The following is a 15,126-nucleotide window of genomic DNA, read 5'->3' on the forward strand; positions in this document are numbered from 1 at the left end:
GGCAAAACGGGCGGTTTTTCGTTTGTGAACGCGCAAGGGACGGGATTGGCGGGATTCGGTTTCGGAAAGGCTGCAAAACGATGAAAAACGAAAACGCGGCGGGCGTAGCGGGAACGGTTTTCAGACGGCCTGAGGCAGGTTAAAAAGGGTAAAGACGGACGACTCGGGCGCGGCGGCGGGCAATCAGTATGCGCCGCCGTTTTTGCCGTTGTCGTTGTCTTCGCCGCGCCGCCGTTTGAGCAGGATGCGCACTGCGCCGTCGTTGTTCTTGTGCGGTTCGGCGTAGGCCAGCACTTCGGGGTGGAGCATCAGCCAGCGGCGGACGAGGTTTTTCAGTTTGGGTTGGTAGCCGGCCGAGCCCAAGCCGCTGCCGTGGATGATTTCGCCGCACACGCCGCGTTTTTGCACGAAGGCGATGAATTCGTTGAGCACCTGCTGGGCTTCTTCTTGGGTGTAGCCGTGCAGGTCGACGTCGGCGGCGACGGTGTAGTAGCCGCTTTGCAGGCGTTTGATGTCGGCTTGGCCGCGTCCGTTTTTGCTGAATTGGGCGGGGATGTCGAGCCATTGGCCGTCGCCGACGTAGAAGTTGCCCTCGCCGTTGTCGGCGGCTGTGTCTTTGGGGCGGGGTTTGATGGGGGCGGTGTCGCGCTCGGGTTCGCGGCGGTTGGTGTTTTTCAGCGGGGTTACGTCGGCCATGAGGGCGGCGAAATCGGGTTCTTCGGCCTGTTTTCGGGCGGCGGCGCGGCGTTGTTGTTCTGCGGCTTCGCTTTGTTTTTTCGCCTGTTTGCCGAGGGCTTGGAGGGTGTCTTGGAAGCTGTTTTTCGGGTTCATGGTTTTCTGCTGCGGGTGGGAACGGTTGAGGCCGTCTGAAAAGCTGTAAAACCGGCGTTCAGACGGCCTCAAACTGCTGGTTCAGACGGCCTTTTTCAAACGGCCTCAGTGGCGTTTGGGGTCGTCGGGGCGCAGTTCGGCGGCGAGGCGGTCGAGGATGCCGTTGACGAATTTGTGGCTGTCGGTGCCGCCGTAGGTTTTGGTTACTTCGATGGCTTCGTTGATGATGACGGGGTAGGGGGTTTCGGGCATGGCGGCCAGTTCGTGGCAGGCCATGAGGAGGATGGCGCGTTCGACGGGGTTGATGTCTTTTTCGTCGCGGTCGAGCAGGGGGCGGATGCGCTGCATGTATTCGCCGCCGTTGTCGTGCGCGCCGAAGAAGAGAGCGGTGAAGAGTTCGCCGTCGGCGCGGGGGTAGTCGGAGGCTTCGCGGATGTTTTGCGCCACTTGGACGGCGGACGCGCCGTTGAGGGCGCATTGGTAGAGTGCCTGCACGGCGAATTCGCGGGCGCGGCGGCGGGGGCTGGTTTTCATGGGTTTCCTTTGTTCGGGGTCGGCGGCGGGCTGCGTTTTTCAGACGGCCTGTACGGCGGCGGGGCGGGGCGGTTGTGCCGGTCAGTCGTCCTGTTCGCCGAGCAGGAGGTTGACGAGGTTGCCGCATTCGACGGCGGCTATGGCGGCTTCCCGGGCTTTTTCGATGATGCGCGCGTGCGCCTGTTCGTCGTTTTCGGTGGTGAGCACGGCGTTGGCGATCGGGATGCTGTAATCGAGGACGGTGCGGGTGATGCCGGAGGCCGATTCGTTGGACACGAGTTCGAAGTGGTAGGTTTCGCCCCGGATGACGCAGCCGATGGCGATGAGGGCGTCAAACTGCTGGGTGCCGGCCATGGATTGCAGCACCAGCGGGATTTCCAGCGCGCCGGGGACGGTGGCGGCGGTGATGTTTTCGTCTTTCACGCCCAATTCGTGCAGCTTGGCGGCGGCGGCTTCGAGCATGGCGGAGCCGACTTCGTTGGTGAAACGGGCTTGGACGATGCCGATGCGCAGGTGGGTGCCGTCGAGGTTTCGGGGGATGGTGTTCATGAGGTTTCCTTTTTTGTTTGCCATTGGGGCGGACGGGGGTTTGAGGCCGTCTGAAAAGAATATCCGGCGCGTTCGAAAGCCTGTTTCGGCTTTTCCGAAGCTGTGCTTTCAGACGGCCTGTTGCGTTGGGGGCGCGATTTTACACGAAAAATTCAGTGCGCCCCGCTTTTGGACGAGCCCAGGTAGATGGCCAGCAGGGTGAGTGCTGCGCCGCACCACTGCACGGTGGTAATCGGTTTGCCCAGCAGCAGGCAGTCGATGGCCAGCGCGGCCACGGGTTCGCTCAGCAGCAGCAGGCCGGTGAGCGAGAGCGAGAGCAGGGGGATGGCGTAGGCGATCAGCCCCCAGGCGAAACACTGCATCACGATGCCGTACACCAGTATCAGCGCGATGTCGCGGGGCGTGGCGGGGAAAAAACGCTGCGCGTCGGCTAGGAGGGCGGGGGCGGAGAGGGCGAGCACGCCGCCCGCGCTCACCAGAAACATCAGCGGAAACAGGGCGGTGGGTTCGGCCTGGTGGGTTTTTCGCACGCAGGCCATCGACAAGGCCAGCATCGCGCCCGAGGCGATGCCGCTGGCAAAGCCCCAGGCCGCGCCGGCGTTGCGGCCGAACTCGGGCGCGGCAATCATCGCCACGCCGGCGGCGGCGAGAAACAGATTGGCCGTTTGCAGGCGCGAGAGTTTCTCGCCGAAAAAGAAAAAGCCGGCGGCGGCGAGAAAGAAGATTTGCAGGCTGTTGAGCAGGGTGGAAATACCCGGGCCGACGGCGCGTATGCTTTCGTGCCACAGCGCGAGATCGAAGCCCAGAGCCGCGCCCGAGAGCAGGGCGTAGCGCACGGCGGCGCGGCTTTGCGGCAGGCGTTGGCCGAAACGGCGCATCAGCAGCAAGAACACCGCCCCCGCCACCAAAAGCCGCCACCACGCGGCGGCATAGCTGCCCACGGGCACGAATTTGACAATCAGGCTGCCCAGCCCGAACACCACGCAGCCGAGCACCAAAAGCGGCGCGGCGTATTTTTGCGGTTTTGCAGACATATTGCGTTTTTCTTATTGGAGATTGCATTGGCGGCGAATTATAAAGCGTTTTTCTGTTTTTCAGACGGCCTCACATCGTTTACAATGCCGCCTTTTTTCGCAACGGACACCCCGCCATGCTGGCAGTTATCGGAGGCAGCGGCCTTACCCACATCCCCGAACTCGAAATCACCGGACGGCGCATCGTGCGCACGCCCTACGGCCTGCCCTCCGCCCCGCTGCTCTTCGGACGCGTGTCCGGCCGCGAAATCCTCTTCCTCGCCCGCCACGGCCTCAACCACAGCCTCGCCCCGCACGAAATCAACTACCACGCCAACATTTGGGCGTTGCGCGAAGCCGGCGCAGAAGAAATCGTCGCCGTGTCCGCCGCCGTCTCGCTGGATGACACCCTGCCCGCTGGCGCGCTGGTACTGCCGCACGACTTAATCGACTATACCTGCGGCCGCGCCGCCACCTTCTTCGAGCGCGACGGCCGCGAAGTGGTGCGCACCGACTTCACCGAACCCTACGACCCCCGCCTGCGCCAAGCCCTGCTCGACCACGCCGCCGAACGCGCCGCCCCCCTCCTGCCGCACGCCGTTTACGCCTGCATCCAAGGCCCGCGCAGCCCAACCCGCACCGAAGCCCGCCGCCTGCGCCAAGACGGCGCAGACATCTACGGCATGACCGGCATGCCCGAAGCCGTCCTCGCCCGCGAAGCCCGCCTGCCCTACGCCTGCCTGTGCGGCATCGTTGCCGCCGCCTGCGACCCCGACCCACAACAGCGCGAACGCCATTCGCGCGACACCATCGCCCAAATCCGCCGCCTGCTGGCAGACTGGCCGCACGCATGAACACGTCCGCCGCAACGCAGCCGCCGCAACAGAGGCCGTCTGAAAACGCCGTCGCCTGGATATTCGGCCAACCCGTAACCGACGTCCCCCAAGACCTCTTTATCCCCCCCGACGCCCTGCACGTCATCCTCGGCAGCTTCCAAGGCCCGCTCGATCTGCTGCTCTACCTCATCCGCAAGCAAAACATCGACGTGCTCGACATCCCCATGCTGCGCATCACCCAGCAATACCTGCACTACATCGCCGGCATCCAAGCGCAGCAGTTCGACCTTGCCGCCGAATACCTCCTCATGGCCGCCGTCCTTATCGAAATCAAATCCCGCCTCCTCCTGCCACGGCAGCCCAACCCCGAAGAAGAGGCCGAAGAAGACCCCCGCGCCGAACTTGTCCGCCGCCTCCTGGCCTACGAACAAATGAAACGCGCCGCGCAAAACCTCGACGCACTCCCCCGCGCCGGCCGCGACTTCGCCTGGGTGTACCTCTCCCTCGAAATTGCCGTCCAAACCCGCCTGCCCGAAGTGCACACCGCCGACCTCACCCAAGCCTGGCTCGCCATCCTCTCCCGCGCCAGCCACAACAAAAGCCACCAAGTCGCGCGCGAAGCCCTCTCCGTACGCGCCCAAATGGCCGACATCCTGCGCCGCCTCGCCGCCGCCCCCTGCCGCTTCACCCGGCTCCTGCGCCCCGAACGAGGCGCGGCCTACCTCGTCGTCAACTTCATCGCCCTGCTCGAACTGGCCAAAGAAGGACTCGTCCTCATCCGCCAAACCCACCCCGGCGGCGACATCGAAATCGCCCTGCACGAAGGCACGGAACACCAAAACCCACATTTTCAGACGGCCTCCGATACCGCAGAGGCCGTCTGAAAACCCAAACCCAACCCGAACAAAGGCCGAACATGAACACCCTCCCATACCAGCCCGAAATTGCCGCCCGCATGCTCGCAGGCGGCGAAGCAAACGACACCATCCGCCCCGACGCCCGCTTCATCCAAACCGCCAACGGCCACTGGATCGCCTGGCACGACCCCGACACCCCCGCCGCCGTCCTCCCCCCCGACACTCCCGCCGGCGAACCCTGCTTCTGGGTAGAAGGTGCGGAAGATTTGGCCGAACTCGTACACATGGCCGAAAACGGCGACTTCGACCACCTCGACGACGCAGACGACGGCACAGAACCCCCGCCCCACACCTGCACCTGCGGCTGCGCCCACGACTGAACCAAAACCACGCGCGGCATCACAAACAGGCCGTCTGAAAACGCAGTTTCGGCGCAGCCAAAACCCGTTTTCAGACGGCCTGTTTTCCCATTCGGCCCATGCCGAACCTGTTGTAGGTGTGTCGCCCCAAGGCGACGCACGCGGTCTGCGCCGCATAACGGATCCGTGCCTTTCCCTCAAAGCCCAAACCGCGTGCGCATCTTGCGCCACACACCCTACCCAACGGCAGAGGCCGTCTGAAAAGCGCGGCGGGATGTTTAAGCGGGTTGCAAGCCGTTTTTCACCCGTTTGTAACAGGTAAACGCCAGCGCGGCGCAGGCCGCCCACATCAGCCAGTAAAACGCCGGATGGAAGCCGCCGAACGCGGCGTACCACACCGCCAGCGCGCCGGTGAAGAAGGCGCGGTCGCTTTTGCCGAAAGGGCCGTCGTAACGCCGCCCGTTGCCGTGCACCTGCCCGAGCACGCCGCAGAATTCGGTCATTGCCGCAAGCCAGACGAACAGGGCGGTTTGCAGGCCGCCGAAGGGGGCGATGAAGGCGAAGGGCAGGTAGAGCGCGGCGTCGGCCAGCACGTCGGTGGTTTCGTTCAGATAGCCGCCCAGCGCGGATTTCTGGCCGAACTCGCGCGCCAGCATGCCGTCGGCGGCGTTCAGTGCCATGCGCACGAACAGCCACACGGGCAGCAGCCAGAACAGCGGCGCAATCCGTGCGAGCACGGTGAGGAACAGCCCCAGTAGCAGCGAGACGGCGCAGGCGGCCAGCGTTACCTGGTTGGCGGTAACGCCGTTTTCGTACAGGCGGCGCACCAGCGGGCGCAGCAGGTTTTGGAATTTGGGTTTGAGGGCGTAAATGCTCATGATGAGGCCGTCTGAAAACAGGTTGGAGAAGGCGCGATTATAGCCAAACGCCGGGTTTAAACAGTAAACGTCGGGCATGAATGCCCGGCCTGCCCATTTTTCAGACGGCCTCTCCGCATATGGTATCAGCCCCCGTAGGTTGGGTCGCGACCCAACGAAACAGCCGCCAATGTTGGGGCAAGACCCAATATGCCTGCTGCGGGCGGAGACGGCAAGGAAAAGGCCGTCTGAAAAACCGTTTGCACGCTTTTCAGACGGCCTCTTGCCACAGGGGCTCGTGCGGCACAGTTCGCCCGCGCCGCCGGTTTGCCATACAATCCGCCGTTTCCGCCCCGCCCAACCGTCATGTCCAAAACCCGCCGCCTGCTCGCCCTGTTAGACCTGCTCCGCCGCCAACGCCGCCCGCTTGCTGCCGAAACGCTGGCGGCGCGGCTGGGGGTCAGCACGCGCACGGTGTACCGCGACATCGCCGATTTGGTCGCACAGGGCGCGGACATACGCGGCGAAGCGGGCGTGGGCTTTGTTTTAAAACACGATTTCGGCCTGCCGCCCCTGATGTTTACCGAAGCCGAAATCGAAGCACTGGTGTTCGGCATGCGCTGGGCGGCGGCGCGTGCCGATGATGAAACCGCGCAAAACGCCCGCGCCGTGCTGGCGAAAATCCGCGCCGTGCTGCCCGAAAAACTGCGCGAAAGCGCAAACGCGCAATCGTTTTACCCGCTCGCCGCGCACGCTTGCCCCGCCGCCGAACAGCCCGCGCTGCAACAAATCCGCACCGCCATGCGCGGCAACCGCACGCTCGTTTTCGACTACACCGACGCGCAAAACCGCCGTAGCCGCCGCCAAGTCTGCCCACTGGCGGTAGGCTGGTTCGACGATGCCCGCGTGCTCGCCGCATGGTGCACGCTGCGCGGAGACTTCCGCCACTTCCGCGCCGAGCGCATGGAAAACATCACGGTCGGCGAAGCGTTTTCCACACCGCGCACCGTGCTGCTGCGCCAATGGCAGCGGCGCGAAGAGATTGATTTGTCGGCGTTTGAGATTTGAAGGCCGTCTGAAAGGCCGTAGGTCGGGCATTTATGCCCGACAAATCCCGACAACAAAAAACGTCGGGCATGAATGCCCGACCTGCTGCACTCACTGCCGTCATTCCCGCGCAGGCGGGAATCTTGGCGGAATTTGGGCAACAGTTTGTTTTTTTTTTTACATATTGCCGCGCACCAAACAAGATTCCCGCCTGCGCGGGAATGACGGCGTAAAGGTGGCAAACGCCGTCTGAAACCCGTAGGTCGGATACTCGTATCCGACATTTTTCCCGCAAGGGAAAACCCCCGCGCCCGAGCCTGATCGTCGGATTCGAGAATCCGACCTGCGGCCTGCGGGGGAGGGGATAGAGGCGGCAACCGTTTCAGACGACCTTTCAGGCAGCCTGAAACCCTGCTGACAAAACCTGACACAGCCTCCGTGTATCATCACGTTTTCCCCCAACCAACGAAAGGCAACACCATGAAAAACCTCACCCTCTACACCTACCCCAAATCGCGCGGCATAAGCGTGGTATGGATGCTCAAAGAATGCGGCGCAACGTTTGACACCGTGCTGCTGTCCTACGGCGACACCACCCAATCCCCCGACCACCTCGCCGTAAAATCCGCCGACTATCTCGCCGTGAACCCGATGGGCAAAGTGCCTGCGCTCAAAGCAGACGACACCGTCATCACCGAAGCCGCCGCCATCGTTACCTTTCTTGCCGAGCAGTTTCCCGAGCGCGGCTTGATTCCCGCCGCAGGCAGCTTGGCGCGGGGCGAATACTACCGCTGGCTCTGCTTCGCCATCAATTTGGAATACGCCGCATTTGACCGCCGCGATCAAACCACCAGCGATGCCGAACGGCACAAACGCATCGGCTACGGCGACTGCGACACCGCCTTCGGTGTGTTGCGCGACCATTTGGCGCGGCACGACTTTATCGTCGGCAAGCAATTTTCCGCGCTGGATATCTACTACACCATGTTGCTGGTGCAGTTCACTCGCGTGATGCCCGTGGAAGGCATCGCCTGTGACGTGTTTGATGCCTACATCGCCCGCCACACCGCCCGCGCCGCCTTTGGCGAAACCATGGCTTGGGTGGAAGCGGAAATGGCGAAGATGGGCTAAGGGTCAAAGCCGTAAAAGGCCGTCTGAAAAGCAGTTTTCAGACGGCCTTTCACATTGAACGGCGCAGCGTTTTTCCGTACAATCCGCGCCTTTCCAACACCCGTCAGGCCGTCTGAAAAAACGGCCTGATATTTTTGATTTTCAAGAAACCATGTCCCAAGAAATTCTCGATCAGGTGCGCCGCCGCCGCACATTCGCCATCATCTCCCACCCCGACGCGGGTAAAACCACGCTCACAGAAAAACTCTTGCTGTTTTCGGGTGCAATCCAAAGCGCGGGCACCGTCAAAGGCAAAAAAACCGGCAAATTCGCCACCTCCGACTGGATGGAAATCGAGAAGCAGCGCGGCATTTCGGTGGCATCCAGCGTGATGCAGTTCGACTACAAAGACCACACGGTCAACCTTTTGGACACCCCGGGCCACCAAGACTTCTCGGAAGACACCTACCGCGTGCTCACCGCCGTGGACAGCGCGTTAATGGTGATCGACGCGGCCAAAGGCGTGGAAGCGCAAACCATCAAGCTCTTAAACGTCTGCCGCCTGCGCAACACGCCCATCGTTACCTTTATGAACAAATACGACCGCGAGGTGCGCGATTCGCTCGAGCTTTTGGACGAAGTGGAAAACATTCTGCAAATCCGCTGCGCGCCGGTAACGTGGCCGATCGGCATGGGCAAAAATTTCAAGGGCGTGTACCACATTCTCAACGATGAAATTTATCTGTTTGAAGCGGGCGGCGAACGGCTGCCGCACGAGTTCGACATCATCAAGGGCATAGACAATCCCGAGTTGGAAAAGCGTTTCCCGCTGGAAATCCAACAACTGCGCGACGAAATCGAGTTGGTTCAGGCTGCCTCCAACGAGTTTGATTTAGAAGCATTTTTGGCGGGCGAACTCACCCCCGTATTTTTCGGCTCGGCGATTAACAATTTCGGCATTCAGGAAATTTTAAACTCGCTGATTGACTGGGCGCCCGCACCGCAGCCGCGCGATGCCACCGTGCGCCAAGTTGCGCCCGATGAAGAAAAATTCTCGGGCTTCGTGTTCAAAATCCAAGCCAATATGGACCCGAAACACCGCGACCGCATCGCCTTTTTGCGCGTGTGTTCGGGCAAGTTTGAGCGCGGCATGAAGATGAAACACCTGCGCATCAACCGCGAAATCGCCGCCAGCAGCGTGGTTACCTTTATGTCGCACGACCGCGAGCTGGTGGAAGAAGCCTTTGCCGGCGACATCATCGGCATCCCCAACCACGGCAATATCCAAATCGGCGACAGCTTTTCCGAAGGCGAAGCGCTGGCGTTTACCGGCATTCCATTTTTCGCGCCCGAGCTGTTCCGCAGCGTGCGCATTAAAAACCCGCTGAAAATCAAGCAACTGCAAAAAGGCTTGCAGCAGCTTGGCGAAGAAGGCGCGGTGCAGGTGTTCAAGCCGATGAGCGGCGCGGATTTGATTTTGGGCGCGGTGGGCGTGTTGCAGTTTGAAGTGGTAACGTCGCGCCTGGCCAACGAATACAGCGTGGAAGCGGTGTTTGACAGCGCGTCGATTTGGTCGGCGCGTTGGGTGTCGTGCGACGACAAGAAAAAGCTGGCGGAGTTTGAAAAGGCGAACGCGGGCAATCTGGCGATTGATGCAGGCGGCAACCTCGCCTACCTCGCGCCCAACCGCGTGAATCTGAACCTCACGCAGGAACGCTGGCCGGATATTGTGTTCCACGAAACGCGCGAGCATTCGGTGAAGCTGTAAGCACCGTGCAAACAAAGAGGCCGTCTGAAAAAACGTTTTTCAGACGGCCTCTTTGTTTGGCAGTCAGAAACCTTTGCCAAACCAGGAACCACGAAACACGCCGTCATTCCCGCGCAGGCGGGAATGACGACATTTTTTGATTTGCAGGCTGCTATCGGGGTTTTGCAAAGGTTTCAGTCAGTCAAACAATACCGCGCCGATGCGTGCCAATACGTCGTCCAACACGTAATCGGGCACGGTTTCTTTGAATGTGGCGCGGCGGATTTTCCAATCCAACGATTTGAGTTGGTGGCAGTGGACATTGCCTTGTGTATGCGTGCCTGCGCCCGAGAGTGTGGAAATCATGCCGCTGCTTCTGGCCTGCGCCGCGCCGCCCTGTGAAATCGGGCAGGCGAAGACCAATCCCGCCGCGCGGTTAAACGCTTTTGGCGACAGAGCCAGCGCGTAATGCCCGCCCTTCATTTCACTGCCGGTGGCGGGGTCGAAAGAGAGATGGAAAATATCGCCTTTTTCCGGAATATACATCAGCGCGCCTCCGCGCCGGCGTCGGCCATTTCTTCCCATCCTGCCTCGCGCGGCGGCTCCTGCTGCATTTGCGCCAAAAGTTCGGCCAGGCGGTAGCGCGGGCGTTTGACGGCTCTGACCACCAGCTCGTTGTCGCGGATTTCGGTTTCTAATGTGTCGCCGATTTTCATGTCTAATTGTTTCAATATTTCGGCAGGCAGGCGCACGGCCGCGCTGTTGCCCCATTTTTGCAGTTTCAACATGCTTGGTTCTCCGTTAATTTGTCGATACATTGTAGAAACGCGCGGTGTCGCCGTCAATGATAAAAGGCCGTCTGAAAAAACGTTTTTCAGACGGCCTCTGTCCTATTTCGCCAACGCGTCCAGCAGTTTGCCGTGTATGCCGCCGAAACCGCCGTTGCTCATCACCAAAATATGGTCGCCGCTTGCGGCGTTTTTCACGATTTCGGCCACGAAAGCATCAAAGTCTTTGCCCACATGCAGTTTGCCGCCCAGCGGGGCGAGGGCTTGGGCGACATCCCAGTCCACGCCGCCTGCGTAGCAGAACACTTGGTCGGCTTCGGCGAGGCTTTCGGGCAGGGCGGCTTTCATCGTGCCCAGTTTCATGGTGTTGGAACGCGGCTCGAGCACGGCCAAAATTCTTGCGCCGCCGACGCGCTGGCGCAGGCCGGCGATGGTGGTGGCGATGGCGGTGGGGTGGTGGGCGAAATCGTCGTAAACGGTGATGCCGCGCGCCCGGCCTTTGATTTCCATGCGGCGTTTGACGTTTTTAAACGCGCTCAGGGCTTCGCAGGCGGTTTTGACATCGACACCGGCATGGCGGGCGGCGGCAATCACGGCCAGCGCGTTCATGCGGTTGTGTTCGCCCATCAAATCCCACGCCACGCGCCCTGCTTTTTCGCCGCGCAAGAATACGTCAAACGCGCCTTGTGCGTCCGCTTCGCTCGCCTGCCAGCCCTCGCTTGTGCCGAAGGCTTCCACGGGTGTCCAGCAGCCTTTTTCCAGCGTGTCTTTCAAACTCTGCTCGCGGCCGTTGGCGGCGATGAGGCCGTCTGAAGGAATGGTGCGCACCAGATGGTGAAACTGGGTTTGGATGGCGGCCAAATCGGGGAAAATGTCGGCATGGTCGTATTCGAGATTGTTCAACACGGCCGTGCGCGGGCGGTAGTGGACGAATTTGGAGCGTTTGTCGAAAAAGGCGGTGTCGTATTCGTCGGCCTCGATCACGAAAAACGGCGATGTGGAGTCGGGGTCTTGCCGCGTTGCCTGCGGCAGTCGGGCGGACACGCTGAAATTCTGCGGCACGCCGCCGATGAGAAAACCGGGCGCAAGATTCGCGTATTCCAATACCCACGCGAGCATGGAGGCGGTGGTGGTTTTGCCGTGCGTGCCCGCTACGGCCAGCACCCAGTGTTTTTGCAACACGTTTTCCGCGAGCCACTGCGGGCCGGATGTGTAGGGCAGATTGCGGTTTAACACGGCTTCCACCACATCCATGCCGCGCTTGGCGACGTTGCCGATCACATACATATCGGCGGGATATTGGTCGAGTTGGGCGGCATCGAAGCCTTCGTGCACTTCGATGCACAAGTTTTCAAGCTGGGTGCTCATCGGCGGATACATTTTTGCGTCGCAGCCGCTGACTTTAAAACCCGCTTCTTTGGCAATCGCGGCCACGCCGCCCATAAATGTGCCGCCGATACCGATAATGTGGATGTGTTTCATGATGTGTTCCGAAAACAAAAAACAGCCGCGCATTATAAGCGAAACGGCCGCCGCGCCCGACCCTGCGGATATGGTATAGTCGGCCTTCCTTTTTTCAGACGGCCTCAGGAGCGGCAGCATGGTGAAAAAATCCAAAACCCAACACAAAATCAGCCTGAAAAAATACCTGAAAGAACTCAAAACCCTGCACGGCGAACTCGTCGCCCTGCAACGCTGGGTGCAGCAGGAGGGGCTGAAAGTGTGCATCATCTTCGAGGGACGCGACGGCGCGGGCAAAGGCGGCACCATCAAAGCCCTCACCGAGCGCGTCAGCCCGCGCGTGTTCCGCACCATCGCCCTGCCCACCCCCACCGAGCGCGAAAAAAGCCAAATCTACCTGCAACGCTACATCCCCCACCTGCCCGCCGCCGGCGAAGTGGTGATTTTCGACCGCAGCTGGTACAACCGTGCCGGCGTCGAGCGCGTGATGGGCTTCTGCACCGAAGAGGACACCCGCAAATTCCTCACCATCATGCCCTTTTTTGAAAAAGCCCTGATCGACAGCGGCATCATCCTGTTGAAATACTGGCTGGAAATCGACATGGAGGAACAGGAACGCCGCCTGAAAAACCGCATCGCCGACCCGCGCAAAGTGTGGAAACTCTCGCCGATGGACATCGAATCCTACCGCCGCTGGGACGACTACTCCCAAGCCCGCGACGACATGCTCGCCGCCACTGACACCTCCTGGTCGCCCTGGTTTGTGGCCGACAGCAACGACAAACGCACCGCCCGCCTCAACATCATCCGCCACATCCTCGCCCAAATCCCCTACCGCCACCTGCCCGTGCCCGAAGTGCACTTCCCCGCCCGCAAAAAAAACAAATCCTGCCGCGAAAGCAAAAACAGCCTGCGCATGGTGGCCGACCACTACGGCGCACCGCAGGGCCGTGGCGCGGACACAGACGGCGAAACGGCGCAAACGGCGCAAAAGGCCGTCTGAAAAACGAAAACCGCCTTTTCAGAAACGTCATCCCCGCGTTTATGCTCCGCAGGAGTACCGACGGGGACGGCCTCTACCACTAAGGTAGGGTGTGTGGCGCAGCCACGCACGCGGTCTCTCCGCCGCAACCGTCGCCCGCCAAGCAAACTAAGAGGCCGTCTGAAAACACCGACGAAACCCGCGCAACCGCTTTTTCAGACGGCCTCCGTCCTAAGGTAGGATGTACGGCGCAAGCCACGCACACGGTTTTCCCCGCAACAGCCGTTTGCCCGATTAAGAAAACGAAAGGCCGTCTGAAAAACGAAAACAGCCTTTTCAGACGGCCTCTAAACCTAAGGTAGGGTGTGTCGCCCCGAGGCGACGCACGCGTTCCCAGCTTCTACAGCCGTTTGCCCGACAAGCAAACAAAAGGCCGTCTGAAAGCGCAGCTTCAACGAAGTTAAAACCCAAAAAGGAAAACCCCATGCCCCGCCTCCCCCTTGCCGCCGCACTCGCCGCCGCCTGCCTCCTCGCCGCCTGCCGCAGCACCGACGTCAACCTCTCCGGCAGCGTCCCCGTCCCGCAAACCTTCGAGCAAAACCAAGCCGCGCACGGCAGCGAAAACCTCGCCCAATGGTGGCAAAACTGGCACGACCCCGTGTTAAACGCCCTCATCGAACGCGGCCTGCGCGAAAACCGCGACATCCTCGCCGCCCGCAGCCGCCTCACCGAAGCTGCCGAACAAGCCCGCCTCGCCCGCGCCGACCTCGGCCCCACCCTCGGCGCGTCCGCCCTCGCCTCCGTCGGCAAAAGCCACATCGACAACCCCCTCGACGCAGCCGAACGCAACGCCCTCGCCCGCCTGCCGCAGGCCGCCGCCCTCGCCGACGACACCCTCGGCGGCCGCAGCAAAACCGCCGCCGTCGGCTTCACCGCCTCATGGGAGCCCGACATCTTCGGCCAAAAACGCAGCGACGCCGACGCCGCCCGCTACGCCGCCCTCGGCCGGCAGGAACAACTCTACGGCACACAACTGCTCGTCGCCGGCGACATCGCCGACCACTACTTCCAAGCCCGCGCCGCCGAAGGCCGTCTGAAAACCGCCGAGCGCAGCATCAGTGCCCTGCAAAACATGCTGCGCTACGTCCAAGGCCGTTTCACCGCCGGCCACGCCACCGCCTACGACCTCGAACAAGCCCGTGCCGCCCTCGCCGCCATGCAGGCCAAACACAGCACCATTGCCGCCGAACGCGCCGCCCACGTGCGCAGCATCGCCGTCCTCACCGGCCAAGTGCCACAAGGCTACGCCCTGCCCGACAGCCCCGCCGCCGCGCTGGACACCCCCCCCGCCGCCCCATCCGGCCAAACCCCGCAGGGCATGATCGAACGCCGCCCCGACATCCGCGCCAACGCCGCCCAAGTGCGCGCCTACGCCGCCCGCCTCGCCTCCGCCAAAGCCGACCTCCTGCCCCGCTTCACCCTCCGCTTCATGGGGCAGGACGGCCGCATCGAACTCGACGGCGACAGCGCGCTCAAAGGCTGGGGCAGCATGCTCTCGCTGGACATCCAAATCCCCATCTTCACCAACGGCCGCATCAAAGCCAACATCCGCGCCGCCGACGCCCGCCTGCAAACCGCCCTCCTCAGCTACGACCAAGTGCTGCTCACCGCCTTGGGCGAAGCCGACACCGCCTACCACGCCCAAACCGCCGCCACCCGCCAAACCGCCCTCCTGCGCACCGCCGAACAGGCTGCCGCCAAACAGGCCGCCGACGCGCAGGGGCTGTTCCGCTACGGCAAAATCACCCTCGACCAGGCCCTGCGTGCCGAAGTTTCCGCCCAAGACGCCCGCGAAAACCTCATCCGCGCCCAACTGGCCGCCGCCCAAGCCGCCGTCGGCCTCTACAAAGCCCTCGGCGGTGGCTGGACACAAGAAACGCCCGAACCAGCCGCACCGAATCCCGCGTAAGGCGGCGCAGCCGTTTGGCGGATAAGAAACGAAAGGCCGTCTGAAAAGCACGATACGCTTTTCAGACGGCCTTTTGCTTGAACGGCACAAACCGCGTGCGTCGCCTCGGGGCGACACACCCTACAACGGTTCGGCATGGCACGATAACGCTTTCCGTAGGTCGGGCATTTATGCCCGACATTTTTC

The 15,126-nt window shown here is 61.8% G+C and carries 17 protein-coding genes; 9 read left to right on the forward strand and 8 right to left on the reverse strand.

Annotated features, from left to right (window positions below; translation table 11 throughout):
• Positions 1 to 183 precede the first annotated feature (183 nt).
• From H3L91_RS06175 to H3L91_RS06190, 4 genes are all read right to left on the reverse strand, one after another.
• Positions 184 to 831 carry a Smr/MutS family protein gene (locus H3L91_RS06175; protein WP_040659497.1) on the reverse strand — a complete coding sequence of 216 codons (648 nt, stop codon included), beginning with the start codon at positions 829 to 831 and terminating at the stop codon, positions 184 to 186.
• 105 nt (positions 832 to 936) lie between these two features.
• Positions 937 to 1,365, reverse strand: coding sequence for a transcription antitermination factor NusB (nusB, locus tag H3L91_RS06180; protein ID WP_007342758.1), 429 nt, complete (start codon positions 1,363 to 1,365; stop codon positions 937 to 939).
• An 81-nt stretch (positions 1,366 to 1,446) separates the two neighbouring features.
• Positions 1,447 to 1,914, reverse strand: coding sequence for a 6,7-dimethyl-8-ribityllumazine synthase (ribH, locus tag H3L91_RS06185; protein ID WP_040659499.1), 468 nt, complete (start codon positions 1,912 to 1,914; stop codon positions 1,447 to 1,449).
• A 152-nt stretch (positions 1,915 to 2,066) separates the two neighbouring features.
• Positions 2,067 to 2,948, reverse strand: a complete 882-nt coding sequence (locus H3L91_RS06190) for a DMT family transporter (protein ID WP_007342760.1) — start codon at positions 2,946 to 2,948, stop codon at positions 2,067 to 2,069.
• A 116-nt stretch (positions 2,949 to 3,064) separates the two neighbouring features.
• Here H3L91_RS06190 and H3L91_RS06195 point away from each other — a divergent pair, with 116 nt between their 5' ends.
• Genes H3L91_RS06195 through H3L91_RS06205 form a run of 3 tightly spaced genes read left to right on the forward strand, consistent with a single transcriptional unit; the run spans position 3,065 to position 5,000 of the window.
• Positions 3,065 to 3,781 carry an S-methyl-5'-thioinosine phosphorylase gene (locus H3L91_RS06195; protein ID WP_007342761.1) on the forward strand — a complete coding sequence of 239 codons (717 nt, stop codon included), beginning with the start codon at positions 3,065 to 3,067 and terminating at the stop codon, positions 3,779 to 3,781.
• On the forward strand, positions 3,778 to 4,647 hold the full coding sequence (locus H3L91_RS06200) for a segregation and condensation protein A (protein ID WP_007342762.1): 870 nt from the start codon (positions 3,778 to 3,780) through the stop codon (positions 4,645 to 4,647). The genes H3L91_RS06195 and H3L91_RS06200 overlap by 4 nt, the downstream gene beginning before the upstream one ends.
• A 32-nt stretch (positions 4,648 to 4,679) precedes the next feature.
• The gene (locus H3L91_RS06205; protein ID WP_007342763.1) at positions 4,680 to 5,000 is read left to right on the forward strand and encodes a hypothetical protein; all 321 of its coding nucleotides are present in this window, start codon (positions 4,680 to 4,682) and stop codon (positions 4,998 to 5,000) included.
• Positions 5,001 to 5,257: 257 nt separating this feature from the next.
• On the opposite strand, the gene H3L91_RS06210 is transcribed toward H3L91_RS06205, so the two are convergent.
• Positions 5,258 to 5,857, reverse strand: a complete 600-nt coding sequence (locus tag H3L91_RS06210; protein WP_040659501.1) for a CDP-alcohol phosphatidyltransferase family protein — start codon at positions 5,855 to 5,857, stop codon at positions 5,258 to 5,260.
• 345 nt (positions 5,858 to 6,202) lie between these two features.
• On the opposite strand from H3L91_RS06210, the gene H3L91_RS06215 reads away from it, so the two are divergent.
• The 4 genes from H3L91_RS06215 to H3L91_RS06230 all read left to right on the forward strand — a co-directional run bounded on the left by H3L91_RS06215 (position 6,203) and on the right by H3L91_RS06230 (position 9,761).
• The gene (locus tag H3L91_RS06215; protein ID WP_007342766.1) at positions 6,203 to 6,904 is read left to right on the forward strand and encodes a helix-turn-helix transcriptional regulator; all 702 of its coding nucleotides are present in this window, start codon (positions 6,203 to 6,205) and stop codon (positions 6,902 to 6,904) included.
• A 32-nt stretch (positions 6,905 to 6,936) separates the two neighbouring features.
• Entirely contained in the window at positions 6,937 to 7,116 is a 180-nt protein-coding gene (locus H3L91_RS06220) for a hypothetical protein (protein ID WP_154647201.1), read from the forward strand.
• Positions 7,117 to 7,363: 247 nt separating this feature from the next.
• Positions 7,364 to 8,014: a glutathione S-transferase family protein gene (locus tag H3L91_RS06225; protein WP_007342768.1), complete on the forward strand. Its 651-nt coding sequence runs from the start codon at positions 7,364 to 7,366 to the stop codon at positions 8,012 to 8,014.
• Positions 8,015 to 8,165: 151 nt separating this feature from the next.
• The gene (locus H3L91_RS06230) at positions 8,166 to 9,761 is read left to right on the forward strand and encodes a peptide chain release factor 3 (RefSeq protein ID WP_007342770.1); all 1,596 of its coding nucleotides are present in this window, start codon (positions 8,166 to 8,168) and stop codon (positions 9,759 to 9,761) included.
• Positions 9,762 to 9,938: 177 nt separating this feature from the next.
• On the opposite strand, the gene H3L91_RS06235 is transcribed toward H3L91_RS06230, so the two are convergent.
• From H3L91_RS06235 to mpl, 3 genes are all read right to left on the reverse strand, one after another.
• Positions 9,939 to 10,286, reverse strand: coding sequence for a type II toxin-antitoxin system PemK/MazF family toxin (locus H3L91_RS06235; RefSeq protein ID WP_007342771.1), 348 nt, complete (start codon positions 10,284 to 10,286; stop codon positions 9,939 to 9,941).
• Positions 10,286 to 10,528, reverse strand: a complete 243-nt coding sequence (locus H3L91_RS06240; protein WP_007342772.1) for an AbrB/MazE/SpoVT family DNA-binding domain-containing protein — start codon at positions 10,526 to 10,528, stop codon at positions 10,286 to 10,288. The genes H3L91_RS06235 and H3L91_RS06240 overlap by 1 nt, the downstream gene beginning before the upstream one ends.
• Before the next feature lie 102 nt (positions 10,529 to 10,630).
• Positions 10,631 to 12,010 carry a UDP-N-acetylmuramate:L-alanyl-gamma-D-glutamyl-meso-diaminopimelate ligase gene (gene mpl / locus H3L91_RS06245; protein ID WP_040659503.1) on the reverse strand — a complete coding sequence of 460 codons (1,380 nt, stop codon included), beginning with the start codon at positions 12,008 to 12,010 and terminating at the stop codon, positions 10,631 to 10,633.
• Positions 12,011 to 12,128: 118 nt separating this feature from the next.
• Between mpl and ppk2 the strand changes: the two genes are divergently transcribed.
• Positions 12,129 to 12,992 carry a polyphosphate kinase 2 gene (ppk2, locus tag H3L91_RS06250; RefSeq protein ID WP_007342774.1) on the forward strand — a complete coding sequence of 288 codons (864 nt, stop codon included), beginning with the start codon at positions 12,129 to 12,131 and terminating at the stop codon, positions 12,990 to 12,992.
• A gap of 463 nt (positions 12,993 to 13,455) precedes the next feature.
• Positions 13,456 to 14,940 carry an efflux transporter outer membrane subunit gene (locus tag H3L91_RS06255; RefSeq protein ID WP_007342776.1) on the forward strand — a complete coding sequence of 495 codons (1,485 nt, stop codon included), beginning with the start codon at positions 13,456 to 13,458 and terminating at the stop codon, positions 14,938 to 14,940.
• Positions 14,941 to 15,126: the final 186 nt, after the last annotated feature.

The organism is Neisseria bacilliformis, from assembly GCF_014055025.1.
Taxonomy (GTDB): Bacteria; Pseudomonadota; Gammaproteobacteria; order Burkholderiales; family Neisseriaceae; genus Neisseria; species Neisseria bacilliformis.